We start from the raw sequence: 25,229 nt of genomic DNA, 5'->3' as shown, positions 1-25,229 counted from the left end.
GCATGAAACTGTTCCAGGCCTTTCGGCAGCGTCTACCCGAGCATAAATATGCTATCAATACAGCATTGCTTGGAGATACTTCATTATTGCCCTGGAGCAATCTTGGTTACTGGCAGACAGGGCAGCAGGACTATGTTGCTGCTTGTCAGGCTTTGGCTGATCATCTGGCTGAAACCATTCATTTAAATTCAAAAGATAAATTACTGGATCTTGGCTGCGGTCAGGGTGCCAGTCTGCTGCATTGGCAGCAGCACTATCAGGTGCAATACCTGGCAGGTGTAGAGCTACAGAAAACTTGTGTTACCAGGATTCAGCAGCATTTACCTGAACTGAATGCAATTTATCATGCTTCTTTTCTTCGACTAAAAGATATCCATTTCCCACATAAATTTGACGCTGTGCTGTGTCTGGATGCGGCTTATCACAATAGCGTGCCAAGCTTGCTGGAACAGATAATCCCAGTTTTGAATTCAAAAGCGCGAATCGGTTTTCATCATCTGGTTTTGTCTGAGCGCTGGAAAACTTTAAATTCATTTCAAAAGCGTAAATACCAGCTTTTGCTGAAATCAGCAGATGTCAATTTAAGTGATTTAATGCCGCTGGGTGCGTTATATGAATGTCTGGATCAGTTTGAATTCATAGATGTTCAGGTTGAAGATCTGTCAGAATCAGTCTTTGCCGGTTTTGCCAGGTATGTACAGCAGGATTTAAATTCAAAAAAATTGGTTCAGTCTGTGAAGGCATCCAGACTAGATGAATTTAAAATTCAGATGACCGCAAAACTATGCCGAAAGCTTTTTGAAGAAGGTGTGGTGCGGTATGTGCAGATCAGCGCAAAAGCAAAGCACTAGAACAGTGCCTGAAAAGATCAAGCCCGAAGAAAATGCAGACTCCAGAAACATCAAAGCCTCACTAAAAAAGCGAGGCTAAGAAAATGGTGCCGGCACACGGATTCGAACTGTGGACCTACTGATTACAAGTCAGTTGCTCTACCAACTGAGCTATGCCGGCGTTGTGGTGTGCATTCTACAGATTTTTCGGGGTGATGCAAGCCAAAAAATAACCGTTTAAATGCTTTGGTGAAATTTTAAGTTTGATTGAATTCTGCATGATACGAAAAGCTGCAAAACTTGAAATACATCAGCTGGATTCATGAAAATCGCCCACATGCGAAAGTGTGGGCGAGGGTGGAAAATGTAAGCTGGTTTCAGAGATGAATAAAAACTAGGTTTATCGGCTTTTTAGGATACGATCCAGATCCTGAGCACATTCCTCCAAGGTAAAGGCCATGTCAAACTGCATTTGAGGTTTGAGTTCTTGAGCGAGGCTTCTCCACTGTTCGATGAGTCTGAGGGCTTTTTGAATCTTGTGTTTGTTGACGTCTTTGGCAATGGTCGGAGTGTAACCGCCACGTTTAGCATTTTTGATCTGTTTGGCATAGTTTGCGCTGTTATTCATGTTCGCTCCCGAATAGCAGTGTGTCTATCTTTTAGCTTTTAGTTTGAATCAAGATCAATGGCGTGGTTGGTTAGATCTACTGGTTTTTGTTCTCCTTTTATGTGCCCGCTAAGAGCAACATAACATAGCGATGATGACAATAAAATTAAGCTATTTTTATGCCAAGTTAGAATTCAGTAACTGAATTTTTTGTATAACTTTCATGAAGTATATATAGGAGAAAGAGGGCAATTCATTTGTTCATTAATTAAAAGACAAGTATTAGCAAACGACATTGTCCTTCTTCTTATAAAAATCCAGTGCCAGCTTCAGATCCTGTGCTAACTGTTCTTTTGTGTTTTCTGGCGCAATTTTTATAAAGGCAGGTACATATTCTTTGAAATACACCTCAGGATAATCTTCGCATATGATTTTCTTGCGAAGTTCCATAGGCGTAGCCGGGTTATCTAACTGGTCCAGAAAACCACTGATTTTCTGATCCGCCTGTTCAAACTGAATGACATCTACAGAGTTTTTATCTGTCGACATTGCGGCTTCTGCCTGCTCCGGCTGCTTTTGGCAACCAGCAATAACAAACATAACGAGCAGGGTAGTAAAGGTTAGTTTTTTCATCGTCTTTTCTAGTTGTTATCCGGGGCTGAATAATAAGAGTATAAGAGAATTCACCACTGTATAAGAACTGATTTTTTTTAAATAAAAAAATACCTCCATCATAAGGAAGGAGGTATTAAATTGGAAAAGAAACTACAGCGAGCTTCTGATTACACATTTTATATTAGATCACTTTTCAAACAATTGGCAGAATATTACAAGCTTGATAATGATTCATAAAATTAAAATTGCTGTAACTTCTAAAAATGGAATTTAGCCAACAACTTAATGAATTTTCCTTGATTAAGCCATAAAAATTAAAGAATCTGATTAAATATTTTTTCTTTTCTAAAAGCTAAAAAATGAAGGCATTGAGGAATAGTCAATAGTGAAATTGCAGCATGATATTTAATTACAGACAACAAAAAAGGTCTAAATCCTTCGGATTTAAACCTTTTGAGACATCATGTGGCTACATGATTATGAATCTTGGCGGTGAGAGAGGGATTCGAACCCTCGATACGCTATAAACGTATACACACTTTCCAGGCGTGCTCCTTCAGCCACTCGGACACCTCACCATGGCGGTGGATGATATAGAAAAAAAACCAGTCTGCCAAGCTTGAAACAATTGATTTGCAGAAAAAGTTTAAAGGCAGTGCTATGATTCGCAAAAATGCTTTCTAAAACGAAGACAATATATGCAAAGTACTGCACAAAAAGCAGCTTTACCAGTCATTACGCTGGCTGCGCTTGGGGTCGTTTTTGGTGATATTGGTACCAGTCCTCTCTACGCACTACGCCAATGTTTCCTGACCTCGCATCTTGCCATCAGCGAAGCCTCGGTACTGGGCATTCTCTCTCTGATCTTCTGGTGCATCATGCTGACGGTGAGTTTTAAATACGTCACCATCATCATGCGTGCTGACAACAATGGTGAGGGCGGCATCATGTCACTGCTGGCCCTCAACCTGCGAACTACACTAATCTCGGATAAGAAAAAGATTTACCTGATTGCTTTAGGCTTTATTGGTGCTTCATTGTTCTTTGGTGACGGGATTATCACACCTGCGATTTCTGTACTCTCTGCCATTGAAGGATTGAGTATTGCTACGCCGGTGTTTAATAAATGGCTGGAGCCCTTATCCATCGGAATCATTGCCGGCCTGTTTCTGGTACAGCGTCATGGCACCGGGACCATGGGTAAATTTTTTGGTCCACTGACTTTACTGTGGTTCCTGTCGATTGGTGGCTTTGGTCTATGGAGTATCATCCAGACGCCGACAGTCCTGCATATGATCAACCCTTATTGGGCTTATCATTTTGTGGTAGATCAACCTTATGTGGCTTTCCTGACCATGGGCGCAGTGATTCTGACCATGACCGGAGGCGAAGCGATTTATGCAGATATGGGACATTTTGGTCGCCTGCCAATTCGTCTGGCCTGGTTCATTATTGTCTTGCCATGTCTGTTACTCAATTATGCAGGGCAGGGTGCGCTTCTGCTACGCAGTCCAGAAGCTTTGGCTAATCCATTCTATATGCTGCTGCCAGAGTGGAGCCTGTATCCAATGATTGGTCTGGCAACGGCTGCTGCGGTCATTGCCTCACAAGCCGTGATTACCGGAGTATTCTCGATGGTCAATCAGGCAATTCAGCTACGTTATTTACCACGTTTGAGCGTGAAACACACTTCAGCTGAAGAACGTGGTCAGATTTATCTGCCATTTATTAACTGGATGCTGTTTATTTCAGTCGTGATTCTGATTTTGTTATTTGAGAACAGTGCGAGACTTGCCAGCGCCTATGGGGTGGCAGTAACCATGACTATGCTCTGTGGCACAATCTTGATCTCTATTTTGGCTTATGGTTTCTGGCGCTGGCCAATCTGGAAAGTGCTGCTGTTTGCCGCACCTTTTCTGGCGCTCGATCTGATTTTTGTCGCATCTACTTCACTGAAAATCTATTCCGGTGGCTGGGTGCCAATTATGCTGGGTGCCGTACTGTTTACGATACTCATGACCTGGAAAGATGGCCGCGAACTGTTACTCAAACGTATGCAGCAAAATACTTTGCCAATTGAGCTATTTATCAAGAGTGTGTCTACCGGTGGCGGGACCCAGTTTGTGCCGGGTGATGCCATTTTCCTGACCGGAACTCCGGATGTCGTGCCACATGCCATGCTGCATAACATCAAGCATAACAAAGTACTGCATCAACGTAATATTATGGTTACGGTGATTACCCGGGATATTCCCTTTGTGGGAGAGGAAGATCGGGTAGAAGTTGAAAAGCTGAATGAGCATTTTTACCGGATTTATGCCTACTTCGGCTTCAAGGATCAGCCTGATATTCCACGGGCGGTCAAACAAGCCTACACGGAATGGGGCTTTGATTATGATCTGATGCAGATCAGTTTCTTTATCTCTCGTGACCGGGTGATTCATGCAATCGGAGAAGGCATGTCACCATGGCGTGAAAAACTGTTTATCTCAATGCAACGGAATACCAGTCCGGTGAGTGATTTTTATCAGATTCCAACTAACCGGGTGGTGGAACTTGGTAGCCAGATCGAAATCTAGCAACAATATTCAAAATGAAAAAAACCAGAGTTCAGCTCTGGTTTTTTAATATCTGTTTCAGACCCGTTATGGAGTAGTTACACCTGGAGCAGTAGAGCCTGCTGGTGTCATCGGGGAATCTTGCTGCATCTCAGGCAGAGTACGGGGATCGTTGGGCTGCTGCATGTCTGGAGTTGCACCTTGTCGCATCATGGCAGGATCTTGAGAATGACGCATCATACCCGGAGCCTGAGACATGCCCGGCTGACCAGATTGCATGCCAGACGACGGATTACTTTGCATAGCAGGTGCCTGACTTGGCTGCACTAAACGAATCTGACCAGAATTGACCAGATTTTCCAGAGAAGCATTCTGACCGTTTACAGTGGTGCTAATTCGTGCCTTGGACAGGCTTTCTAATGTTTCGCCCGGCTGTACCCGTGGTTCAGCCAATGCACTAAGGCTCATTACACTGGTAAGTACACCTAGAGCCAGTAATTTTGAATAATGAGTTTTGCAAGTATGGGAGTTTTTCTTCAGCGATAACATCACAATGCTCCTTCGTATATTTCTTGGAAGAATTAGAAGTGCTTACAATTGCATAATTAAAGACTGGGCAGCAAGGAAAGCTACATAAATGGGTTGAAATCTAGTTCAAGTATTCGTAAAAAACCGACAGGCTGTTACATACTTAATGGATGTTTATTTACATATTGCTTATTTGTTAATCGATTAGAAAAGTCGTGATATACATGGCTTACAGGGCTTGTTAAGCTCGGCAACACCCGCTGTAAATGTTCTAAAGTAGCTGTAATCATGGCCAAGAAGCAACGTACCAAAAAAAATCCTGTCTTTCAGTTCCTTAACGAAAATACTGTAAAAATTATCCTGGGTGTGGTGGCATCGGGTAGTTTTGCGATTGCCTTTGGTCAAGAAAAAATCAGCCAGTGGGTATCGCTGTCTTCACCATCAAATTCTGCCTGTCTGGATCAGTTTTACCGGGATGTGCCACCTTACTTAATGAAGGACAGCTTAAAAAAGAACAGCTATGCACTGTGCTTTAACGGCTTTAATGTCATGTACTCTGGTGTCTCCAAAACACCATTATGGGTGGCAGAACTATTGACGCCATCTCGCCTGAGTCAAAAGATTCCGCGTGAAGACAGTTTCCATGAGGAAGAACGTGTCAGTTCGGCGCATCGCGCAACTCTGGCAGATTACCGCGGTACTGGCTATGACCGTGGACATATGGCACCAAATGCCGATATGCCAACCAAGCAGGCACAGTTTGACAGTTTCTCCTTAGCCAATATGGTACCGCAAGCCCCGAAGAACAATCAGCAGGCGTGGCGTGAACTGGAAGAAGCCACTCGTGCGGTGGTGACCAAACAGAAACAGGATGTCTACGTGGTTACGGGGCCGGTTTATAGCGCGAAAAAGCTGGAGACGATTGGCAAAGGTGTAATCGTACCGAATGCGACCTATAAAGCGGTATATATGCCGAAAACTGGTGCAGCCGGGGTGTATTATGTGGATAACAACCTGAAAAATCCGGCACCAAAAGTCCAGATCATCAGCGTCTGTGCCCTAGAGGAACTGGTTAATATCAACATCTTCCCGCAACTGACTGAAGAACAGAAACGTAATACTTATAAGCTGCCTTTGAAAGCCAGCGAGGTGAAGGCCAATAAGCCAATCACCTATGCAAACTGGGATGCAGAAAGCCAGTGCGCCGAAGATGTATCCAAAAGTGACCTGGAAGCATTACAAGAGGAATTCAAACGTTCTGGTGGCAGTCGTACGTCTGTGAGCGGGAATACTTCAACATCTGAGGGCTCCACTAGTGACGCAGCAGGCAATAATGATCCGCAAGGTGCATTTATCAAGCAGTTGCTGGAAGCAGTGCTACAGTTCATTTTACAGCTTTTGAAATAATTCTGTTGTGCCAGACAGGATTCAGGTAGCATAAATCTATCCGGTACAATTAAAAAACAACAAGGAAGCGACAGAAGAAAATGTTTAAACCTTATGAAAACGGCACCGAATCACATGCGATTCATGACCTGACCATTGAAAATGATGTGGACTGTGTCAGCCTCTATGGAAACTTGCAGTTAACCAAGGATCAGGCCGGACTGAAAGCAGCCAAGGCCTTGCAGGCGCTACTCAATGATGTGGTACAGCAACTGGAAAATACCCCGGATCTGCCTGACAAGATCCAGCGTGATGACGCTCAGGAAATTGATAATCCATTTTTATAATGGGTCATTTTTTAAAATTTCATGACTCTTCCATGCGAAACAGAAAAAGCTCAGGATAACTATGAGCTTTTTTTATTCAGGTTTAAAAGTTTATTTCTCTCGAATTATCTTTATTATTTTTATTCAAAAATCTAAATTTGATATTGGGTATTGAGATTGGCCTGCATCGGATAATCTAAAAATTTCTCCTGTGTTTTGTTTTTCAGATAGTCTGAGCGCCACTGTTGCGGCGTCTGGCGGGTCCACTGCTTAAAGGCACGCTGGAAGGCACTTTGTTCTGAATAACCCAATAACAGGGAAATCTCGTGCAGGCTTAGATTTTCATCGGTCAAATATTGCTGGGCCAGCATAAAACGGATTTCCTGCATTCGCTGCTGATAGGTCTTGCCCTGTTTTTGCAAATGACGCTGCAACTGCCGAACCGACCAGTGTAACTGACGGGCAATATGCTCAATCTGAAACATGTTTTTTTGCAGTCCGGTCAGGATCGCCTGCTGAATCCGATGATCTATCTGTGAAGTATTCGGCAGTTTTTCCAATAAGGCTTCTGCCTGTTGTTTTAACAGCTTCTGTAGCGTCTGGTCACCTTGACGTAATGGTTTTGCCAGTTCAGAAACATGCATAAAAATCACACTCTTTGGCTGATCAAAACGAACCTTGCAACGGAAGTACTGTTCATACAGATTGAGATGTTTGTTGGTCGGCTGGCGGAAATGGACTTCATGTAAGTGAATATCATCGGTAGCCATCAGCGAACGTACAAATTTCAGCATCAATGCCATGGCGACTTCATCAGTCAATTGAGTCGCCAGATTTAGAGGCACATCGACCCAGGCAATTGACAGGTAGTCATTTTCGACACGGACTTCTAAAGGACTGCCGTCATAGACCAGACGATGATAGTCATGATAGCGCATCATGGCTTCGCCCAAGGTTTCACAGGACAGCGCCAGATAGGCAATAATGCCCAGATGTCGGGGTTGTACGAAATTAGCAATTTCCAGGCCTAAGGCAGGAGTCTGCAGCTTTTGCTGTAATTGCATGAGCAACTCACGCCAGATGACAAATTCAAAGCGTTCAACGTCCTGTATAGCGAGCAGTTTTTCTGGAATGGGGAGTTGTTTGGATAGATAGAATTCCAGCAACAAATGTCCCAGACCTCCATAAACCGTGCCTGCATCGTCCTGTATGCTGTGCATTTTTTAATTCTTTTTTGTCGTGTTTTGTCAATCATATTGAATTTTGTGGTCAATATCTAGCCTTTTAGCTCACCTATAGTAAATAAAAAGGAGGGACAAACGATGCTAAAAGGTTTTCTGGCAGGACTGGTAATTGCCAATGGTTTTGAATGGTTTGCGCATAAATATATTCTGCATGGTATACCTCGCAAAGGGCAGGCTCGCTACAGTCCAGTACCGCAGAGCATGCGTTCACACTGGGAGCATCATCGGGAAGTGCGTAAGACGGCATTCTCTGATCATGGCTATGTAGAAGGCTGGCAGAACTGGCGTACCCGTAATGAAATTGGATCTCTGGTTGTTGTTGCCAGTGTATTTGGTCTGGCCTTTTATCCGGTTTCAAAAGGAATGTCGCTCGCAGTGCTTTATAGTGCCTGCAATTATTATTATGTGCATCGTCGGGCACATCTGGAACCAGAATGGGCCAAGCGAAAAATTCCCTGGCATTATGACCATCATATGAATAGTAATCAGGATGCCAACTGGTGTGTGACCCGACCATGGTTCGACTACGTTATGGGGACACGGGTGATTTCATCGCCTGAATTACAGGAACAAAATCCACTCGGCATCTATCTACCCAAACCGGTTTCTCAAGCCCTGAGCAGCAGTATTCAGCAGATCTTTCCAGCCAAATGGGTTGAGAAAAATAGAGCCTTAAATCCTTAAAAGAAACCTAGAAGTTTTAGATAAGGAAATAAAATGCATTTGCACGCTATTGTTGTCGTGATTTGTCAATAAATCCTGCTTAAATTGTCAATATTCGGGGTGTCTTTTGACCTATATTTACACCTGTCAGCGATATAGCCTAACGCTGACAGGTTGTTATGAATACTTGAGTTATGGTTAGATTTTACTGGTTATATTGACACCAAGCGCTGTAGTCTATTCTTGGTTTTATAGGGAGTCGCAAGACTCCTTTTTTTTGTCCCTAATTCATGTGCTTAAATTTTCAAGTAATAAAAAAGGCATGATTAACATGCCTTTTTCAGATCTTGTCTCTAAAAAGAATTAAAGACGCATTTCAATGCCTTGCGCTGCCAGATAGGCTTTTGCTTCTGGAATGGTATGTTGGCCGAAGTGGAAGATTGAGGCTGCAAGTACAGCATCTGCGCCCCCTTTTAAAATCCCGTCCGCCAGATGTTGCAGGTTACCGACACCACCAGAAGCAATTGTTGGAATGTTAACGCGGTCATTAATGGTACGCATGAGTGCCAGGTCATAGCCCGCTTTGGTACCATCAGCATCCATTGAGGTCACTAACAGTTCACCGGCGCCGTAGTCCGCCATTTTCATGGCCCATTCAATCGCATCAATACCCGTTTCCTTGCGGCCACCGTGAGTAAAGATTTCCCATTTATTCTCGCCGGTTTTCTTGGCATCAATAGCCACCACGATACATTGTGCACCAAAACGCTGAGAAGCCTCCTGGACGAATTCAGGATTATAAATCGCTGCTGAGTTAATGCTGACTTTATCCGCGCCAGCATTTAACAATAAACGGATATCTTCAACTTTACGGACACCACCACCTACAGTTAACGGTACGAATACAGATTCGGCCATACGCTCTACAGTACGATAAGTCGTGTCACGTCCATGATGTGTAGCGGTAATATCAAGGAAAGTAATTTCATCGGCACCTTGTTCATTATAGCGACGCGCCACTTCGACCGGGTCGCCCGCATCACGAATATCAAGGAACTGAACACCCTTGACCACACGACCATTATCAACGTCGAGGCAAGGAATAATACGTTTAGCTAGCATAAATTTTTCCAATTATTACAGCCGATTATGAAACTCACCCACGCAAGCGCTACACCTTGGCAGATGGAAACGGTATTCTAGCAAAAATATGTAAGTTTTTTCGCAGGTTTTCTATGTCGGTTTATACCACTTTGACTTTAAAGGAAGTTCAGGATTTTGCAGCACCTTATGGTCTCAAGGCGATTGATCTGATTCCCATTCAAGGAGGTATCCAGAACACCAACTACTTTCTGGTCTGTGAAGACCAGCAATATGTATTGACTGTGTTCGAGGACATGGATGAACAGGCTGCTGGTGAACTGGTTCCCGTACTTGAGCATCTGGGACAGGCAGGGGTGGCTGTGCCTGTCCCATTATCGCATTCAGGCAAGGCCATTCATAGCATTAAAGGAAAGCCAGCCCAGATTGCGCCACGGATGCTGGGCGAACATCCTATGCCAGCGACCAAGGCTCAGGCCGAAGCCATTGCCATTGCGCAGGCAAAAATGCATGTGGCACTAAAAGATTTTAAACTGGAACGCGAATTCGTACGTGATCATGCCTACTGGTACGCTGTGGCACAGGAGATCAAGCCGACCCTGAATGCTGCTGATAAAGTCCTGTTGGGTAAGTTGCTCGGCCTGTATGAGGCATTGACAGCCGTTTATACTGATCGCCCACGTGGCTTTATTCACTCAGATCTGTTCCGTGACAATACCCTGTTTGAGGGAGATCAGCTCAATGGCATTCTGGATTTTTATGAATTGAATAAAGATGAGCTGCTGTTTGATATTGCCATTACTTTGAATGACTTCTGCACCGATTATCCCGCGGTGACCTTGAATGAAGAACGTGCAGTTGCTTTTTTAAAGGCTTATGAAAGTATCCGTCCCTTAACTGAGGATGAAAAAGCCTGTCTACAGCTTTACCTGGCGATGGCAGCCGGTCGTTTCTGGATGATGCGTTTACAAGTGGCACAGAAAAATGCGGCTCAAGGCCGTACCGGAAACGATATCCTGCAAAAGAATCCGGAAGAAATGCGTAATATGTTGATCGAACGACTTAAGTTTGTCACCGCTTAACCAACAGGAACAATAATATGCGTGATCAAGGGCGTTTGGTGGAATGGTTTGATGAAAAAGGCTATGGTTTTATTCAGCCAAATGATGCCGGCAAGGAACGTGTGTTTCTGCACATTAAGGACTTTGCGCGCCCTGGTCCGCGCCCGATTGTTGGTTGTGCCTTGGATTATGCCGTGATTCTGGATGATCAGGGCCGTTATCGTGCTCAGCAGGTGACTTATCTCAAAGCTGCCCAAATCAAGGCGTTGACGGCTAAACAGAAAACTAGCATAAATAAAAAAGAAAAATTGCAGCCGATGCAAATCCTCTGTGTGGGATATATTCTGGCGCTTGTGGTATTCAGTTTCAGTGGCCTGTTAAGTGGGATGATAGTGTTGTTGATCAGCCTCATGAATGTGCTGAGTTACTGGCTTTATGTGCAAGACAAGGAAGCAGCCCAACTCGGTAATCGCCGTATTCCTGAAAATGCGCTACATCTGGTGGCTTTTCTTGGAGGTTGGCCGGCAGCTTGGCTGGCCCAACAAAAACTGAGACATAAAACACAAAAACAACCATTCCGTCAGATTTATTTTTGTACCATAGCCTTTAACATCATTTTGATTCTATGGCTTATTTCCCCTTTAAACGGCTTAAATATTTAAGGGAAATTGATAAAAAGGAGAGGGTATGAACTATTCGATTGACAAGGACCCTAACCGCACACTGACTCTTATTCTATATATTCTTTATATTGTGGCGATCTTTACCGGTGGCCTGCTTGCTGTCATTGCGCTGGTAATTAACTATGTGAAACGCAGTTCGGTTCGCGGCACAATTTTCGAGAGCCATTTTACCTGGCAGATCCGCACCTTCTGGTGGTATCTGATCTGGAATATCGTTGCCTTTGTTCCATTTTTCTTCCTGTTCTTTACCGGTGAAGATCCGGATCTGTTTGCAGGCGTCGCATTTGGTGCCACCACTTTCTGCCTGATTGTGATTGGCTTGGCCTGGATCTGGATTGTGTATCGTGCAATTCGCGGGATTATGCGTTTGAATGATAATCTGCCGATGTATCGATAAATCAAATTGGGATCTGGAAAGAGCAGCATATCGCTGCTCTTTTTTATAGCTCTATGATTTTTGGCAGCAGAATATCCGAATCAGGTAGGCACTATTCAGCATGTCTTCCCGCAGTTAAAACAGGTCGAACTGGATTTTGTCTGGAGTGGTACGACTGATCTGACCATGAATGGTGCAGCCGACAGCCGCAAGTTTGGTGATAAATTTCCAATCTATGCGGTACAAGGTTGGAGTGGTCATGGCGTGGCGAAAACTGTGCGTATTGGTAAAGCGATTGCAGATGACTTCTGTGGCAAATCCGATGACTTTAATATGTTAACCAGTATCCAGCATCAAGATATCCTATTTGGTCGAGTACTTGCACCGGTGGTGATTCTAATGGCGAAAACGGCCTATAATTTTAGTGCTTTGGTCAATCCGGGCAAAATGGTATCTTTCTAAAATTGAATATAAATATAAAAAAATCCCCCTTTTTTAAGGGGGATTTAGGGGGATTCATAAAGGGTTAGGGTGAGGGAAAAATTAAGAGAGATCTTCCTTCAATTCTTCCCTTTTTTCTGTTCTTAAAAACTTCGGTTTCCATTCACTGGCGATTACACCCAGTACCACCATTAATCCGCCCAATAAAGCCAGAGCAGGTAAACGTTCTCCAGCGAGTCGGCCAAACAGACTGGCCCAGATCGGCTCACCTGCATAGATAATGGCAGCCTGAGAAGGATCAACCATTTCCTGTGCCCAGTTCATGACCAGTTGAATCACTGCGCTGGCTATACCGAGGCCAACTAAAATGATGGCAAGGTGAGGATGGAACTCAGGTAGCAGAGGTTCGCCGAGCATTGCTGCCATAATAAAGCAGAACAGTGATGCGAAAATCAGCTGTAACACGGTCACGCGGCGCGTATTTACCTTCGGTGCAAAGTAACTGATAAAGATGATTTCAAGTGCAATTGCAATCGAACCCAAAATCGTCAGTAGCTGTCCAAAACTCAGTTGAATCGCACCAAAGCCATTTCCTGTTAAGAAGACCAGACCTAAAAAGGCGAGGGCTGCCCCAATCCATGTCATGACATGTGGTTTTTTACGAAACAGCAACCATAGCAAAATAGGCACAAGAGGCACATACAGTGCGGTTAAAAAAGCCGATTCACTACTGCTAATCGTTTGTAGTCCAACTGTTTGCGTGCCATAGCCCAGTGCAATGAGCAATCCGATGACCGCACCAGCAAAAACTTCGAAAGCGGTCATGCCTTTGAGATATTTCCAGGAAATGAGTGTCACAGCAATGGCAGCAGCCATAAAGCGCAAGGCCACAAACAGCACGGGACTGGCAAAGGTCAGTCCGTATTTCACCACCACAAAGGTTGTACCCCAAATGATGGTAATTAAAATCAGAGAAAGCTGAGGGAGCTTCGCTTTCCATATTGAGGATTCAGAGGATAAGGTAGACATGGGAGATCAGTATTCAGATAAAAACAAAAAGAGGCCCGAAGACCTCTTTTACAGCAACATCAATCTTTCAGATTAAGCGTCTAAAACCGCTTGTGCTTCACGAAGATTTAAAGTGCCTTCATAGATCGCACGACCAGTAATTGCGCCAAGAATGCCTGGTTGGCCTTTTAAGCCGTGAACATCATCGATATTAGTGACACCACCAGACGCAATCACTGGAAGACCTGAGTAAGTTGCCAGGTTCACAGTTTGCTCAATGTTTACACCCTGCATCATGCCGTCACGTGCGATGTCGGTATAGACAATACTGGACACGCCTGCATCGGCGAAACGTTTAGCCAGATCAGTCGCTTTCACGTCAGTCACATTGGCCCAACCATCCGTTGCGACCATGCCATTCATGGCATCAATCCCAACAATGATATGACCAGCGAACTTTTTACATGCTTCTTCAACAAACTCAGGCTCTTTCACTGCTTTTGTACCAATGATCACATAAGACACACCTGCATCTAGGTAATGCTCAATGGTTTCCAGTGAACGAATACCACCACCGATTTGAATCGGTAAGTTTGGTTGTGCTTTAGCAATCGCTTCTACGACTGGCTTATGAATCGGAGTACCTGCAAAAGCACCGTTCAGATCAACCAGATGGAGACGACGCGCACCTTCATTTACCCAATGCTGCGCAGTAGCCACTGGATCATCAGAAAATACAGTATCGTCTTCCATACGACCTTGTTTTAAACGGACACATTTGCCATCTTTCAGGTCAATTGCAGGGATGATCAGCATGCTTTCGCTCCTGGCCTAATCGTCGATTGAATTTGAATGGCTGCCATCTTAACAAATAAACGGCGGATTTATAAATCTAAATACTGAATCTCGCATATGAAAAAAACCTGTCATGGACAGGTTGGAGTGAGTGAGTACAGCTCATTGTTATTTTTATATCTGATCAGGCTGATCATTCAGCATGGATGAAATTCAATTAAACATATGCGAGTTGAAGTTCCAGATCCAGTGGACCTACTTTACCAAGCTGAGTACCCAGGTCATAAAGACCGTCATTGACTGCACCTGCTGTGGCGCCTACCGTTGTAACGATACCGCCGATAACTGGCAGATCCGCTGCAGTATCAGTAATCGGGGCAAGGTCATCCAGCAGTGCATCGACAGTGCCTGAGACATCTTGCAGGACACCACCCACACTCGCTACCGGATTACTGAGTACATCATTCACCAGATCTAGTGGCTGAATGCCAGCGACATAATCACCCGTTTCTGAAATCAGTCCACTCAGGTTAGAAGTAGTCTGCCCGACTGATGCAATCACATCACCGATAACTGGCAAAGAAAGCAGTGGAGCAGTCAGCGGCGCCGTAGTATCTAAAACGCTATCTAAGATATCAGAGACGCCATCTAAAGTTTGACCGACCAGGTCTGTAGTTCCATTTAGCAGCGTGTCTATACCACCAGATAAATCTCCCTGTAATAGCTGGTCTGATACGGCATGCACGCCTTGACTCACATCTGCTAACAGTCCTGTACTAGTATCCAGGACAGTTTTTAGCGTATCGCCAACTACAGGTAATTGTGTCAGTGCGTCCGTCAAAGGTGCCGTCAGAGTACTGACTGTTTCAACCACTTCATCAACTAAGGTAATAACCGCCTTAGTCAGGAAGCCTACAGCTTTGCTAATACCTTGCACTGCCAGTGTGAATACCCCATTGAACTTACCGCCGCCCAATAAACTTGCCATGATTTTTACCCTCTAGAAATTTGAATCACTTAACGATGGAGAATTGTTATGCACATCATGTTTTAGCAAAAATCTGCCAAATTTATAGAGTCTAGAACCATAATTTTGACCATAAGTCAGGAAAATTTTATGGAAAATTCATGTTTATCAAAGGATTGATATTAATTTTATATTTTGTGAAAAAATGTAATTAAAAACAATGATTTATATTGGTTATTTTGGTGCTTCAAAGGGAGGGTAGTGTTATTTTTGTGCATTTCTATCGTTTAGCTTAATGTTCAATTGAAAGAATAGTAAAAAAGTTGAGTAATTTACTCAGGTTTTTAGAAAAAGTGATTATTCATTTGCTAAATTTTGGTGCGTCATATGGTTTACATAATCTTACAATCGATCGGCGCTTAATTTCTCAAGTAACAGTGTTAAGCAACATCCAGAAGCAATGATTATTATCTTTAGGAAAGTTTCAATTCTCGGCTTAGGAGTTTCCGTTGCCAAAGTTCTTCCAGAATCAAAATACAGGCATAAGCATCCGCAGCCGCGTATTCAATTTGAGCCTGACTGAGTTTCCGTGCTGCCCAGTTAGAGGTACTGATCTTTTTGGACTTTGGGAAATTGACCTGGAACAGGAGTGCCATCGCATTTCTGACCCCAACAGCCTGTTTGAACCCAAAACTGCCAAAGCATTTGGATAGTTCTAGTACCCCATTTAATTCAATACCTTTTTTACGGAACAGATGTTTGTCATTTTTTAAGCCAAAGCCAGCTTTCATCTGATGGGGATTGGCAAATATCGGCTGTAAAAAATGCCATAGTTCCGTATTCATTTGAAATAAATACGCCCTTTCTCGGGTAGCTAATTGAATCAAATGCGGTCCTGTAGACTGTTCACCGGCTTTAAATATGGGCTTGGATTCTGAATCAAAGCCAAAGACTTGTACTTGTTCAAGTTCTTCACGTATTACTTCTGCCTGTTGAAGATTCTGAATCACAATAATTTTTTCAAAGGAGATATTTTGAAATCGTGGAAGTGTGGCGATCTCTTCTTTGGTGGGTAAAATTGGAGAATGAAGGGCATCCATGACGAGTCTGTGTGGGTCCGTGTATGAAGATGCAGCTTAAGACTTTTTCAATTCAGTCTAAAGCGCTTTTAAGAAAATTATTTTTAAATCAAAATGAAAAGCCAGACCCATTTTTAGATCTGGCTTCTGAATTGAGTTGACTGGATTAAACTTATTGCTGTTGCAAAGTTGTCTGTTTTGCACGATTGACATAGTCCTGATAAGACGGAACAGCTATCGCTGCTGCAATCCCCAAAACAATCAGAAGAATATAAAGAATCGCCAGTACATTTTCCCAGCCACGTGTGGTACGGGGGTGTCCAAACTGGTTGTGATTGCGGTTACCCGGAGCAAACAGGGCATACAAGGCAAATAAAATATTGGCGATAGGTACCAGCATCAGCAAAGACAGCCAGCCGCTATGGTTTCGGTCATGCAGGCGACGAATTAAAAAGATGATACTGAAATAAATTACTGCAATATAAATTAATCCCATGACTACCAGGGATAGCATAGGCAAGGAGCCATCTGGACTCAGAAATGGATTTGCGCCTGGTAGAATGACAGCAGCTAAAATACCGACAAGCATCAAACAAAAGCCCATCAGCATATTCCAGGCCAGATATGAACGACGCCCAAAACGTCCCCCTGCATTTAAAGCAGAATCATTTAAATTACTCATTGTTATTTCCTTGTTTTTATCATTAAGATTTTTATAAGTAAATGAATGATATAGTAATTTATTAAAAAATAAAAGATTAAATATTGGGCAATAAAAAACCCGCTTCAAGCGGGTTTTTTTTAAACATGGATAGGATTAGATATTCCATTCCACGAAGTTTTTCAGCAGTTGTAAACCTGCGGTATGGCTTTTTTCCGGGTGGAACTGGGTCGCAAACAGATTTTCTTTATGCAGTGCCGTACAGAATTCCAGTCCATAGTTGCATGTCGCAGCCACGATGCTTGGATCTTTTGGCTCTACATAGAAGCTGTGTACGAAATAAAAACGTGCATCCTGTTCAATATCTTTCCACATTGGATGACCTGGATCAGCCTGATGCACCTGATTCCAGCCCATATGCGGTACTTTTAAACCTTCCACATCCGGGAAGCGTTTCACTTCGCCTTCAAAAATACCCAGTGCATCTGCACCGCCATTTTCTTCAGAACGTTGCATCAGCGCCTGCATACCGACACAGATTGCCAGTACCGGCTTATTGAACACCGCATGACGTACCACATCATCAATACCCGCTTCATGCATACCGTGCATACAGTCACGCATTGCGCCTACACCCGGGAAAACAATCTTGTCTGCCTGAGCAATCAGCTTCGGATCATTGGTCACATCTACTGTAGCACCGACATGTTCTAATGCTTTGGCAGCGGAGTGAAGATTTCCCATGCCATAGTCAAGAAGGGCAATACGGGTCATTACAGGGTACCTTTGGTTGAAGCAACAGTATTGGCAGCACGTGGATCAACTTCACATGCCATACGCAATGCACGGGCAAACGCCTTAAATACGCTTTCAATCTGATGGTGACTGTTTTTACCTTTTAGGTTGTCAATATGTAAAGTCATCAGCGAGTGATTTACAAAGCCCTGGAAGAATTCAGAGAACAGGTCTACATCAAAACGGCCAATCATGGCACGGGTAAATGGAATATCCATAAACAGACCCGGACGACCAGACAGATCAACCACGACACGGCTCAAAGACTCATCCAGCGGGGCATAGAAGTGACCATAACGGCGTAAACCTTTCTTGTCACCCAATGCTTGTGCAAAGGCTTGACCCAAGGTAATACCACAGTCTTCTACAGTATGGTGATCGTCAATTTCCAGGTCGCCGTCACAATGAATATCAATATCAAACAGACCGTGTCGCTTGATTTGATCAATCATATGATCTAAAAATGGAATACCAGTATTTAAAGTGCCTTGACCAGACCCATCGAGATTCAAGCGAACTCGAATTTTGGTTTCGTTGGTATTTCTTACCACTTCACTGATACGATCTGTCATAGACACGTTCCTCAAATACGTCAAAATGATTGATGTAGAAAATATTTTCGCCGTGACGACGTCACCGCATATTAGATTGCTCAGGAGGGTTTATCAATGCCTATAACCGTACATGCCTATACTTCTTTGGAAAATGATGAAGTGCGCAGCCAGCTTGAGCGACTGTATGACACCAGCCCGGAGTTTAGTGATGGGGCTGATGCCATGGAACAACTAGAGCAAAACTTGCAACAGTATACCGTACTTTATACCGCAGAATTTAATACCCGTATTATTGGTGCGATCTGGTGCACGGGTCAAGGCGAAACCCGCCTGCTGGAGTATGTCGTTGTACATCCGGCCAATCGTGGACGTGGGGTTGCAGAAAGGCTGGTCAGTGAAGCGTGCCGAATGGAAGAAGAAAAAGGTGTGAAGGTGTTTGAACCTGGCTGTGGCGCGATTCATCGTTGTCTGGCACATATCGAAAAAATTTAAACTTTTCCTGTATCAAGGCAGCCTTAGGGCTGCTTTTTTATGCAAATTTTTGACTGAAAATGAATAATTTAGGCCGTTTTAATTAAAAATTAAGCAAGTGATAATTAAATCTGCTGCAAAAGTAGACGATTGATAAAAATTATACTTTTCATGCTTGACGGCATTGGGCTGAAACGGTTTAATACGCGTCATCGGCGTGATAGCTCAGTAGGTAGAGCAACGGATTGAAAATCCGTGTGTCCCCAGTTCGATCCTGGGTCTCGCCACCATATACAAAACGATTTAAAGTTTTCAATCCCTGATCCCATCAGGGATTTTTTTTTTGGGTCAAATTTTACACATTCAATCATTTTTTTTCTAATTTCGATTGACTAATGTGTGGAGATACGGCTTAATACACCGCATCGGCGTGATAGCTCAGTAGGTAGAGCAACGGATTGAAAATCCGTGTGTCCCCAGTTCGATCCTGGGTCTCGCCACCATATTCGAAAAAACCTCAAACCATGTTTGAGGTTTTTTTTCGCCTGTCATTTTGTTATTCAACAGAAAATGATCTTTGCTTATTATCCGGCTTTGAAACTGTGAGCGTCATATGCTTTTAGGTTTCGAGATCATTTTCCTGAGATGCCATTCATCCGAGCAGGCATGAGTTGTCCAAATAATCCAGGTAATCTAATAGATAAGAATATTAAAAATAGTTTATGACATCTGCAGTTATACAACTTGGGTAATAGAGAACTACGGGGAGGCAAGCCAGTGAATATTATGACAATGTCTGCATTTGGAATCATGCTGAGCGCATTCAGCATGGGAGCACTAGCTGACGATGATAAAGTAGCGGTAACGCTGCCGACCTTGACCGTGATGGCGGAACCTGAACTGAGCAATGAAACCGGTTATGTTCCTTTTGTCCAGGAAGAAAAGACTCAGCGTGCCTTACAGCATCAGGTGATGCGCAGTTCCAAGGAAGCCCAGAATTTTGTACTGAATGCACAGGTGATCGAAAATCTGGATTTTCAGCCACAGAGCCAGCCTGACTTTAGTTCGGTTTCTCCAATGCTGCAGCAATATGTCATGAGTATTGCCCAAGGCCTGCAATCCAGTGATCCAACTCAGGGTTTAAATATCATGCTACGGCCGCTGGGGATTGATCGTAGCAATAGCCAATCTGCCGAATATCGTTTTCAACTGCAAATTAATCCGAGCACGATCAAACTCGGTATGCAGGATTATTTTAACAAGCTTTCTTCTGCTATCCCTTAAGCTCAAAGCAATCAGTCTAACCCTAAGTCTTTGAATCCTCGTTAGTCGGGGATTTTTTATATCTGGAATTTTCGAGAGATTTATCTTTTATTCAAAAGCAATCTGCATAAAAACTGTTTACATCGAACACTAGTAATCATGCGGTATTAACCGTCTATCGACGCTCACAGTAATACTCAGCACCTTTACATAAGTTCAAGCAAGAATAAGGTTTCTCCCACTGAAATGACGATGCGGAGGTTTTCCTTATGCGTCCCCTCGATACAACTTTTCTGATGCTACTGAGTCTGTTTACTGCACTGCGTCTGGTTAATGCACATGCTGCACCCGATTCCGTCACCTTGCCGACACTGACTGTGATGGCCGATCGTGAACTGCGTGAAGAAACCGAGTTCATGCTTCCCCTGCAAGAACAATCCAGCCAGAAACAGGCCTTAAAGATGCGAATGATGAAGATTGAACGTGAACTGCAAGACTATACGGTTAATGCTGACTTCGCGGGTGATATTGAGATTCTGCCTACCACCAATCCGGCACGACTGGATAACCTGCCACCAGGGCTGCAACAGTATGTGCAGGCCATTGCCGATGGTTTGCGTTCTCCTGATCCACGTGACGGTATTTATCTGATGCTGGTGCCATTTGGTATTAACCGCGATGCCACTTCAGTTCAGGCGGCTCGGGAGCAGTTCAATCCGAATAATATTGACCGAACGCTGATTAATGAATGGTGTGCTACCAACGGTTGCTAGGCAGGATTAAACGATTCAGAGCTGGCTTAAACAGGAATTTTAATGAAATTTCCTCGTAGGATGAACTATGTCCCTGCATAGAGTTTTTGTATAGAACAATTGATTTGTGTCTAAAAAATCAGCATATTGGTTAAAAGGAAACCTATACATAACTTGCAGCAGGGGAGCATGTGCATGCCGCGTGTCTTTATGGTCCTGGCTGGTGCGACACTTGTTGTCTTTGCATGGCTATTTTATCAATACACTGCGCAACAGCAGGAAGAAGCCGAGCTGATCGAATATGAAACTGTTCTGAATGAAAAGACAGCTGAAATCTTTGAACAGGCACAGGACTGGAGCAAGCCGATTCAGTTAGACATTGAAGAAGACCGTCTGGATGGTGATTATGCGGTCATGGCGGAATATGTACTGGGACAGATGCGAGACCGCGCTGAAGAACGTAATCAGTATTTGCGAGATCTGAAAGCAGCGAACTGGGAGCATTTTCTGGATATTGATCGTCTGGAGAAAGATCAGGCTCAAGGTTATAAAGAAACTGAGACCATGCTCAAGCAGGTGCATCAGATTGTGCAGAACTATGAGCAGACCATTCAGCGCCGTGAAGAAAGCCAGATTGAACAGGTCAAGCGGCTCGATATCAAGCAGCGTTATCGTCAGCAGTTGGCACAGAACCTGAAAGCAACCCAGCAGGAAAGTGATGCCTATGCCATCTTTGCAATTGAAAAGCAGAGTCTGGCCAAGGCTGATCAGCTATTTGCCTTGCTCAAGAAATATAAATGGGAAAAACGCAACCGCATGTTTATGTTCCATGATGAAAAAGCGGTGCAGCCCTTTATCGCATTGTATAAAGATATTGAAAACCTCAATAAACAGATGCAGCAAATTAAGACCAAAAATCAGAAAATTGTCGAAGAAGCTTTGTAGCCTGAAAGCGTCATTTAGCTATAAATCATCCTGAGCATGGTGCCAAAAACAGAAGCATGCTATAGATAAACAGGAAATTATCAGTTGAATAAAATGGTGCGAGAACAGGAGCAATGCTGCATGACTCAGGACTTAGTTTGTTATAAGGAAATGCCGGTCTGGACACAGGAGCAGATTCCTCAGGGCTTTCAGCGTCCGCATAATACCAAGGCGGGTACTTGGGCCAAACTGACCGTCTTAAAAGGTAAGGTAAATTTTGCCATGCTGGACCAAGCAGGCGAGGTGCAATCTACTCATGTTTTTACACCTGAGCAGCAACCACCATTGATTGAACCGCAGCGCTGGCATCAGATTGTCTCTGCCAGTGCAGATGTGGAATGCCAGTTAAAATTCTATTGCGCCCCACAAGATTATTTTCATAAAAAATATGCGATTTCTCCAACACATTCTGAAATTGTGGCTGCTACGCCTTATTTAACGGGTAGTCGTGCCTTAGATGTCGGCTGCGGAGAAGGACGGAATTCGTTGTATTTAAACCAGATGGGCTATGAGGTTGATGCCTGGGATGTGAACTCCCAGAGTCTGGAAAAATTTCAGAAAATTGTTGATGCTGAAGATATTCAGCAGATTCATATTGCACAGCGGGATTTAAATGCCGACCCAAGTATTTCTGGCAGCTATGATTTTATCTGCTGCACTGTGGTGATGATGTTCCTGCAAGCTAAAACCGTTCCAGCACTGATTACTCAAATGCAGCAGGCGACCAAAGTGAATGGCTATAACCTGATTGTGTGTGCCATGGATACTGATGACATTCCAGCCCAGCCAGATTTTCCTTTTGCCTTTAAGCAAGGTGAATTAAGAGCCTTTTATAAAGACTGGAAGCTGATTAAATACAATGAGGATGTTGGTGAGCTATATCGCAGGGATGAGCAGGGTAATCGGATCAAACAACATTTTGCCACGATGCTGGCGCAGAAGGTTTCAGCTTAATTTTTTTAATATCTGAAAATACAAGCTGATTACTTAGTCGCAGGCCGTATTTAAAAATAGAAGATAATAAAAAGGGATGTCAGATGACATCCCTTTGCAGTTTAAATCGCAGGATTAAGCTGCTTTTTTAAACCAAGAGAACCAGCCTTTTTTCTCAGCTTTTACTGCTGCTTCAGCAGGTGCAGCTTTTGCAGCTTCTACTTGTTGAGCTGCTTCAGTTTTTACTTCTGCTGCGTTAGCCATTGCAGTTTCTTTTGCTTCTGTAGTTTTTACGACAGCTTCTGTTTTTACTGCTGCAACTTTGTCTTCAGCTGCTGCTTTTGCTGTATCTGCTTTTACCGCATTTTCAGTTTTTACTGATTCAACTTTTGTTTCTGCTGCTTGTTTTGCATTCGTTGCAGTCGCTTGAGCCGCTTCAACTTTCGCTTGAGCAGGTGCAGCTGCTTGTTGAGCAACAGTTTGAACTGCTGCTTGAGCTGTTGCAGGTGCTTCGGCTGCCATTGCAGATGCGGAAGTTGCTACGATTGCAGTCGCGATCACTGTTTTAAGCGTGTTCATATAAACCCCTTAAGGAAGTATGAAAAAAAGAGGCTTGATCATACATTTATAAGAATTTAAGTGATTCATATTTAAGGTTTTAATGGTTGAAAAATACACTAATTTTACAAAGATGTAACATTAGATGGAAGTAATGAAAATCAAATAACCATCAAAAAGTATCTATCAGAAAAACAAGATATTTTTATAAATAAGCAGGAGATTTACAGCTTACTCAATAAAAGAGATTTTAGGGCTTCTATCAAATAACCATCAAAAGGCAACATATTGATTTATATTAGTAAAAAAATTAATTAATGGTTTTTTACTGATTTTTATCAATAAAGAATCAGAATTTTTAGTAAATAAATCATGCCCAATGAGGAATGTATCGTGCATGTTTTCGTCCTTGTTCTGGATCAAAAGGTTTTATTAAACCTAAATCTAAAGTGTCTTTTATTATTCTAGAAGCTATAGCACTATTTTGAGCTTCAATTTTAAATCGCTCACGTAAGCTAGCATTAGTTAAGTAATCTCTTTGAACGTATTTTAGACATGCATGTAGATAGCAAGCACGAATTTTCTCTTGAGTATCCATTTCTTTAAATTCTTTATGTGCAAACAGAACAATTCGAGTTGCATTGTCAAAATTCTCAAAAAGTGGAGGAGGAAGTTGAAAAAATTCAGTTTCATGGACTACTTTATCTATACCACTCCCTCGTTCTTCACAAATACCAATTCTTCTCATTAATGATGCAATACTTTCATTTCTAGATTGTGGAGGGCTGTCTAGTAAGCGATCAATATTAACAAGAGGATTTCCTGGGTTAGTTATTTCAATACGGTCTGCAAAAATTTCAATAGTTGTACCCATGCCAGGAATAGTAAAGTCTTGATGAATGATTGCATTAGCGATTAGCTCTCGAATTGATAGCTCAGGGTACATACTGACGTCTCGCCTTAATGCTTTTCCTATAACTTCATTTTTAGGTAAAAGATTATCAACATATGAAATTAAACCTTCAAAGCCTATTGCGTATCCCTTATCACCGCTTTGTTCTTTAATTGTTCGAATACGATTATTTCCTTCATATTGTATAACTCGGATAGCTTTCCTTTTTAAATGAGAGAATTTATTTAAGGACTTTGCAAATAAGATTACTCCCAAATTTTTAATATCCCAATTTCCACTTTCATTTTTAACAATTAAACCTTCTGATTCTAAGTGACTTAAAATACTGGCGTGGTTAGTAGGTAATGGAAATGAAATTAAATCAAAAAAGCCCGCATAATCAATCAAACTAAATAATTCTAAAGGGGTTAGATTGTGAGCGGCAATTTGTTGTTCAAAAGGTGTCTTGTCAAAACATAACCATAGGTTTTTTTCATGTTCGGGGAATTGATCTAATTGCTTAACATTCGATGAAATACGGATGTATTGTTGACCATTAAAAGATGTTGGTTGATTTTGTGCTTGAGGAATTTCTAAAATCACTACATTTTTTTCAATAAAAACATCTTCATATGCAACAGAAATTTTACCTCATAAAATTTAAAATAGATTTTAGGGCTGCATTGTTGCATAAGCCAACTTTCTAAATCTTGATTACCCTTTTTGGCAAGATGAGGTTGAAATGAGGTACCGACTACATCGTGAGTTTCATCATTAATCCCCCAAATTAAATAACCATTACTTTTGTTTGCTAATGTAGCAGAGTTAGATAATGCGGAAATATATTTGCCAATTCGTTCGGGTTCAGAAATATTTTCTTTAAATTCTAACCAAGTAGTTTCACGAGGCATTTTTCTTAATTCATGCACTAAGCTGATTAAAAAATCATGCGATTTTTCCTTGTAAGTCATAGTAATTTTTTTAACTAGGGCGTGTCCTCATTTGAAGAATTGGTTTTAAATACTTAAAATCCTCCTTTGAGTTATTTTTATTTCTATATTTTCAATGGCACGTACTCTTCTTACCGATGATATCTGG

At 42.6% G+C, this 25,229-nt stretch carries 28 protein-coding genes, 4 tRNA genes and 1 pseudogene; 16 read left to right on the top strand and 17 right to left on the bottom strand.

Going from position 1 to position 25,229, the window contains the following annotated elements; translation table 11 throughout:
* Window positions 1-2 precede the first annotated feature (2 nt).
* Window positions 3-851 carry an SAM-dependent methyltransferase gene (locus ACTJIX_RS13155; protein ID WP_440611519.1) on the top strand — a complete coding sequence of 283 codons (849 nt, stop codon included), beginning with the start codon at window positions 3-5 and terminating at the stop codon, window positions 849-851.
* A gap of 84 nt (window positions 852-935) precedes the next feature.
* Here ACTJIX_RS13155 and ACTJIX_RS13150 read toward each other — a convergent pair.
* The 4 genes from ACTJIX_RS13150 to ACTJIX_RS13135 all read right to left on the bottom strand — a co-directional run bounded on the left by ACTJIX_RS13150 (window position 936) and on the right by ACTJIX_RS13135 (window position 2,630).
* Window positions 936-1,011, bottom strand: a tRNA-Thr gene (locus ACTJIX_RS13150).
* A 219-nt stretch (window positions 1,012-1,230) separates the two neighbouring features.
* Entirely contained in the window at window positions 1,231-1,458 is a 228-nt protein-coding gene (locus ACTJIX_RS13145) for a hypothetical protein (RefSeq protein WP_004813658.1), read from the bottom strand.
* 261 nt (window positions 1,459-1,719) lie between these two features.
* Window positions 1,720-2,070: a hypothetical protein gene (locus ACTJIX_RS13140; RefSeq protein ID WP_004813657.1), complete on the bottom strand. Its 351-nt coding sequence runs from the start codon at window positions 2,068-2,070 to the stop codon at window positions 1,720-1,722.
* A gap of 469 nt (window positions 2,071-2,539) precedes the next feature.
* Window positions 2,540-2,630, bottom strand: a tRNA-Ser gene (locus ACTJIX_RS13135).
* A 120-nt stretch (window positions 2,631-2,750) separates the two neighbouring features.
* Here ACTJIX_RS13135 and ACTJIX_RS13130 point away from each other — a divergent pair.
* The gene (locus ACTJIX_RS13130; protein WP_005220646.1) at window positions 2,751-4,631 is read left to right on the top strand and encodes a potassium transporter Kup; all 1,881 of its coding nucleotides are present in this window, start codon (window positions 2,751-2,753) and stop codon (window positions 4,629-4,631) included.
* A gap of 66 nt (window positions 4,632-4,697) precedes the next feature.
* Here ACTJIX_RS13130 and ACTJIX_RS13125 read toward each other — a convergent pair whose 3' ends face one another.
* Window positions 4,698-5,159 carry a hypothetical protein gene (locus tag ACTJIX_RS13125; RefSeq protein WP_163172771.1) on the bottom strand — a complete coding sequence of 154 codons (462 nt, stop codon included), beginning with the start codon at window positions 5,157-5,159 and terminating at the stop codon, window positions 4,698-4,700.
* Window positions 5,160-5,426: 267 nt separating this feature from the next.
* Here ACTJIX_RS13125 and ACTJIX_RS13120 point away from each other — a divergent pair, with 267 nt between their 5' ends.
* Together ACTJIX_RS13120 and ACTJIX_RS13115 are read left to right on the top strand one after the other, a co-directional pair.
* Entirely contained in the window at window positions 5,427-6,545 is a 1,119-nt protein-coding gene (locus ACTJIX_RS13120; protein WP_440611518.1) for a DNA/RNA non-specific endonuclease, read from the top strand.
* 80 nt (window positions 6,546-6,625) lie between these two features.
* The gene (locus ACTJIX_RS13115; protein WP_004813651.1) at window positions 6,626-6,871 is read left to right on the top strand and encodes a hypothetical protein; all 246 of its coding nucleotides are present in this window, start codon (window positions 6,626-6,628) and stop codon (window positions 6,869-6,871) included.
* Between the two features lie 131 nt (window positions 6,872-7,002).
* Here the strand turns inward: ACTJIX_RS13115 and ACTJIX_RS13110 are convergent, their stop codons facing one another.
* On the bottom strand, window positions 7,003-8,070 hold the full coding sequence (locus ACTJIX_RS13110; protein ID WP_048882211.1) for an AraC family transcriptional regulator: 1,068 nt from the start codon (window positions 8,068-8,070) through the stop codon (window positions 7,003-7,005).
* A gap of 102 nt (window positions 8,071-8,172) precedes the next feature.
* Between ACTJIX_RS13110 and ACTJIX_RS13105 the strand changes: the two genes are divergently transcribed.
* Window positions 8,173-8,778, top strand: a complete 606-nt coding sequence (locus ACTJIX_RS13105) for a hypothetical protein (RefSeq protein WP_278363411.1) — start codon at window positions 8,173-8,175, stop codon at window positions 8,776-8,778.
* A 342-nt stretch (window positions 8,779-9,120) separates the two neighbouring features.
* On the opposite strand, the gene hisF is transcribed toward ACTJIX_RS13105, so the two are convergent.
* On the bottom strand, window positions 9,121-9,879 hold the full coding sequence (gene hisF, locus ACTJIX_RS13100) for an imidazole glycerol phosphate synthase subunit HisF (RefSeq protein WP_163168816.1): 759 nt from the start codon (window positions 9,877-9,879) through the stop codon (window positions 9,121-9,123).
* A gap of 113 nt (window positions 9,880-9,992) precedes the next feature.
* Here hisF and ACTJIX_RS13095 point away from each other — a divergent pair, with 113 nt between their 5' ends.
* The 4 genes and pseudogenes from ACTJIX_RS13095 to ACTJIX_RS13080 all read left to right on the top strand — a co-directional run.
* Window positions 9,993-10,940: a homoserine kinase gene (locus tag ACTJIX_RS13095; RefSeq protein ID WP_103800185.1), complete on the top strand. Its 948-nt coding sequence runs from the start codon at window positions 9,993-9,995 to the stop codon at window positions 10,938-10,940.
* Window positions 10,941-10,957: 17 nt separating this feature from the next.
* Window positions 10,958-11,581: a DUF1294 domain-containing protein gene (locus ACTJIX_RS13090; RefSeq protein WP_248603795.1), complete on the top strand. Its 624-nt coding sequence runs from the start codon at window positions 10,958-10,960 to the stop codon at window positions 11,579-11,581.
* A gap of 25 nt (window positions 11,582-11,606) precedes the next feature.
* On the top strand, window positions 11,607-11,999 hold the full coding sequence (locus tag ACTJIX_RS13085) for a DUF4870 family protein (protein WP_005220665.1): 393 nt from the start codon (window positions 11,607-11,609) through the stop codon (window positions 11,997-11,999).
* A gap of 93 nt (window positions 12,000-12,092) precedes the next feature.
* Window positions 12,093-12,440: pseudogene (locus ACTJIX_RS13080) on the top strand (FAD-binding oxidoreductase); the annotation flags it as partial.
* A gap of 81 nt (window positions 12,441-12,521) precedes the next feature.
* Here ACTJIX_RS13080 and ACTJIX_RS13075 read toward each other — a convergent pair.
* The 7 genes from ACTJIX_RS13075 to hisB form a co-directional block, all read right to left on the bottom strand.
* Window positions 12,522-13,448, bottom strand: coding sequence for a DMT family transporter (locus ACTJIX_RS13075; protein WP_071320863.1), 927 nt, complete (start codon window positions 13,446-13,448; stop codon window positions 12,522-12,524).
* Window positions 13,449-13,520: 72 nt separating this feature from the next.
* The gene (hisA, locus tag ACTJIX_RS13070; RefSeq protein ID WP_163168812.1) at window positions 13,521-14,243 is read right to left on the bottom strand and encodes a 1-(5-phosphoribosyl)-5-[(5-phosphoribosylamino)methylideneamino]imidazole-4-carboxamide isomerase; all 723 of its coding nucleotides are present in this window, start codon (window positions 14,241-14,243) and stop codon (window positions 13,521-13,523) included.
* Window positions 14,244-14,439: 196 nt separating this feature from the next.
* Complete coding sequence (locus ACTJIX_RS13065; RefSeq protein WP_348905717.1) at window positions 14,440-15,210, bottom strand: hypothetical protein; 771 nt, start codon at window positions 15,208-15,210, stop codon at window positions 14,440-14,442.
* 452 nt (window positions 15,211-15,662) lie between these two features.
* A complete protein-coding gene (locus tag ACTJIX_RS13060) occupies window positions 15,663-16,289 on the bottom strand; it encodes a 3'-5' exonuclease (RefSeq protein WP_004813639.1) in 627 nt (208 codons plus the stop codon).
* A 151-nt stretch (window positions 16,290-16,440) separates the two neighbouring features.
* On the bottom strand, window positions 16,441-16,950 hold the full coding sequence (locus tag ACTJIX_RS13055; protein WP_005220677.1) for a DUF805 domain-containing protein: 510 nt from the start codon (window positions 16,948-16,950) through the stop codon (window positions 16,441-16,443).
* Window positions 16,951-17,085: 135 nt separating this feature from the next.
* Window positions 17,086-17,703: an imidazole glycerol phosphate synthase subunit HisH gene (gene hisH, locus ACTJIX_RS13050; RefSeq protein WP_004813637.1), complete on the bottom strand. Its 618-nt coding sequence runs from the start codon at window positions 17,701-17,703 to the stop codon at window positions 17,086-17,088.
* Complete coding sequence (hisB, locus tag ACTJIX_RS13045; protein WP_004813636.1) at window positions 17,703-18,296, bottom strand: imidazoleglycerol-phosphate dehydratase HisB; 594 nt, start codon at window positions 18,294-18,296, stop codon at window positions 17,703-17,705. Before hisB ends, hisH begins: the two co-directional genes overlap by 1 nt.
* A 96-nt stretch (window positions 18,297-18,392) precedes the next feature.
* Between hisB and ACTJIX_RS13040 the strand changes: the two genes are divergently transcribed.
* From ACTJIX_RS13040 to tehB, 7 genes are all read left to right on the top strand, one after another.
* On the top strand, window positions 18,393-18,770 hold the full coding sequence (locus ACTJIX_RS13040; RefSeq protein ID WP_004813635.1) for a GNAT family N-acetyltransferase: 378 nt from the start codon (window positions 18,393-18,395) through the stop codon (window positions 18,768-18,770).
* A gap of 193 nt (window positions 18,771-18,963) precedes the next feature.
* Window positions 18,964-19,039 (top strand) — tRNA-Phe (locus ACTJIX_RS13035).
* A gap of 137 nt (window positions 19,040-19,176) precedes the next feature.
* Window positions 19,177-19,252: transfer RNA gene (locus ACTJIX_RS13030), tRNA-Phe, on the top strand.
* Between the two features lie 283 nt (window positions 19,253-19,535).
* Complete coding sequence (locus ACTJIX_RS13025) at window positions 19,536-20,033, top strand: hypothetical protein (protein WP_440611525.1); 498 nt, start codon at window positions 19,536-19,538, stop codon at window positions 20,031-20,033.
* Between the two features lie 248 nt (window positions 20,034-20,281).
* Window positions 20,282-20,785 carry a hypothetical protein gene (locus tag ACTJIX_RS13020; protein ID WP_004813633.1) on the top strand — a complete coding sequence of 168 codons (504 nt, stop codon included), beginning with the start codon at window positions 20,282-20,284 and terminating at the stop codon, window positions 20,783-20,785.
* A gap of 174 nt (window positions 20,786-20,959) precedes the next feature.
* Window positions 20,960-21,709: a hypothetical protein gene (locus ACTJIX_RS13015; RefSeq protein WP_103800175.1), complete on the top strand. Its 750-nt coding sequence runs from the start codon at window positions 20,960-20,962 to the stop codon at window positions 21,707-21,709.
* Window positions 21,710-21,829: 120 nt separating this feature from the next.
* Window positions 21,830-22,702 carry an SAM-dependent methyltransferase TehB gene (tehB, locus tag ACTJIX_RS13010; protein WP_440611517.1) on the top strand — a complete coding sequence of 291 codons (873 nt, stop codon included), beginning with the start codon at window positions 21,830-21,832 and terminating at the stop codon, window positions 22,700-22,702.
* A gap of 114 nt (window positions 22,703-22,816) precedes the next feature.
* On the opposite strand, the gene ACTJIX_RS13005 is transcribed toward tehB, so the two are convergent.
* The 3 genes from ACTJIX_RS13005 to ACTJIX_RS12995 form a co-directional block, all read right to left on the bottom strand.
* The gene (locus tag ACTJIX_RS13005; RefSeq protein WP_004890630.1) at window positions 22,817-23,260 is read right to left on the bottom strand and encodes a hypothetical protein; all 444 of its coding nucleotides are present in this window, start codon (window positions 23,258-23,260) and stop codon (window positions 22,817-22,819) included.
* A 349-nt stretch (window positions 23,261-23,609) separates the two neighbouring features.
* Complete coding sequence (locus ACTJIX_RS13000; RefSeq protein ID WP_440611516.1) at window positions 23,610-24,734, bottom strand: ATP-binding protein; 1,125 nt, start codon at window positions 24,732-24,734, stop codon at window positions 23,610-23,612.
* Entirely contained in the window at window positions 24,734-25,102 is a 369-nt protein-coding gene (locus ACTJIX_RS12995) for an AlbA family DNA-binding domain-containing protein (protein WP_440611515.1), read from the bottom strand. Before ACTJIX_RS12995 ends, ACTJIX_RS13000 begins: the two co-directional genes overlap by 1 nt.
* Between the last annotated feature and the right edge of the window lie 127 nt (window positions 25,103-25,229).

It is taken from the genome of Acinetobacter sp. 22323 (genome assembly GCF_052044895.1).
Lineage (GTDB): Bacteria > Pseudomonadota > Gammaproteobacteria > Pseudomonadales > Moraxellaceae > Acinetobacter > Acinetobacter schindleri.
This window is presented reverse-complemented; position numbering and strand designations above follow the sequence as displayed.

Coding starts and splice junctions, on each gene's coding strand:
- ACTJIX_RS13155 (WP_440611519.1), top strand. CDS start 3: ATGAAACTGTTCCAGGCCTTTCGGCAGCGTCTACCCGAGCATAAATAT.
- ACTJIX_RS13145 (WP_004813658.1), bottom strand. CDS start 1,458: ATGAATAACAGCGCAAACTATGCCAAACAGATCAAAAATGCTAAACGT.
- ACTJIX_RS13140 (WP_004813657.1), bottom strand. CDS start 2,070: ATGAAAAAACTAACCTTTACTACCCTGCTCGTTATGTTTGTTATTGCT.
- ACTJIX_RS13130 (WP_005220646.1), top strand. CDS start 2,751: ATGCAAAGTACTGCACAAAAAGCAGCTTTACCAGTCATTACGCTGGCT.
- ACTJIX_RS13125 (WP_163172771.1), bottom strand. CDS start 5,159: ATGTTATCGCTGAAGAAAAACTCCCATACTTGCAAAACTCATTATTCA.
- ACTJIX_RS13120 (WP_440611518.1), top strand. CDS start 5,427: ATGGCCAAGAAGCAACGTACCAAAAAAAATCCTGTCTTTCAGTTCCTT.
- ACTJIX_RS13115 (WP_004813651.1), top strand. CDS start 6,626: ATGTTTAAACCTTATGAAAACGGCACCGAATCACATGCGATTCATGAC.
- ACTJIX_RS13110 (WP_048882211.1), bottom strand. CDS start 8,070: ATGCACAGCATACAGGACGATGCAGGCACGGTTTATGGAGGTCTGGGA.
- ACTJIX_RS13105 (WP_278363411.1), top strand. CDS start 8,173: ATGCTAAAAGGTTTTCTGGCAGGACTGGTAATTGCCAATGGTTTTGAA.
- hisF (WP_163168816.1), bottom strand. CDS start 9,879: ATGCTAGCTAAACGTATTATTCCTTGCCTCGACGTTGATAATGGTCGT.
- ACTJIX_RS13095 (WP_103800185.1), top strand. CDS start 9,993: ATGTCGGTTTATACCACTTTGACTTTAAAGGAAGTTCAGGATTTTGCA.
- ACTJIX_RS13090 (WP_248603795.1), top strand. CDS start 10,958: ATGCGTGATCAAGGGCGTTTGGTGGAATGGTTTGATGAAAAAGGCTAT.
- ACTJIX_RS13085 (WP_005220665.1), top strand. CDS start 11,607: ATGAACTATTCGATTGACAAGGACCCTAACCGCACACTGACTCTTATT.
- ACTJIX_RS13075 (WP_071320863.1), bottom strand. CDS start 13,448: ATGTCTACCTTATCCTCTGAATCCTCAATATGGAAAGCGAAGCTCCCT.
- hisA (WP_163168812.1), bottom strand. CDS start 14,243: ATGCTGATCATCCCTGCAATTGACCTGAAAGATGGCAAATGTGTCCGT.
- ACTJIX_RS13065 (WP_348905717.1), bottom strand. CDS start 15,210: ATGGCAAGTTTATTGGGCGGCGGTAAGTTCAATGGGGTATTCACACTG.
- ACTJIX_RS13060 (WP_004813639.1), bottom strand. CDS start 16,289: ATGGATGCCCTTCATTCTCCAATTTTACCCACCAAAGAAGAGATCGCC.
- ACTJIX_RS13055 (WP_005220677.1), bottom strand. CDS start 16,950: ATGAGTAATTTAAATGATTCTGCTTTAAATGCAGGGGGACGTTTTGGG.
- hisH (WP_004813637.1), bottom strand. CDS start 17,703: ATGACCCGTATTGCCCTTCTTGACTATGGCATGGGAAATCTTCACTCC.
- hisB (WP_004813636.1), bottom strand. CDS start 18,296: ATGACAGATCGTATCAGTGAAGTGGTAAGAAATACCAACGAAACCAAA.
- ACTJIX_RS13040 (WP_004813635.1), top strand. CDS start 18,393: ATGCCTATAACCGTACATGCCTATACTTCTTTGGAAAATGATGAAGTG.
- ACTJIX_RS13025 (WP_440611525.1), top strand. CDS start 19,536: ATGACAATGTCTGCATTTGGAATCATGCTGAGCGCATTCAGCATGGGA.
- ACTJIX_RS13020 (WP_004813633.1), top strand. CDS start 20,282: ATGCGTCCCCTCGATACAACTTTTCTGATGCTACTGAGTCTGTTTACT.
- ACTJIX_RS13015 (WP_103800175.1), top strand. CDS start 20,960: ATGCCGCGTGTCTTTATGGTCCTGGCTGGTGCGACACTTGTTGTCTTT.
- tehB (WP_440611517.1), top strand. CDS start 21,830: ATGACTCAGGACTTAGTTTGTTATAAGGAAATGCCGGTCTGGACACAG.
- ACTJIX_RS13005 (WP_004890630.1), bottom strand. CDS start 23,260: ATGAACACGCTTAAAACAGTGATCGCGACTGCAATCGTAGCAACTTCC.
- ACTJIX_RS12995 (WP_440611515.1), bottom strand. CDS start 25,102: ATGACTTACAAGGAAAAATCGCATGATTTTTTAATCAGCTTAGTGCAT.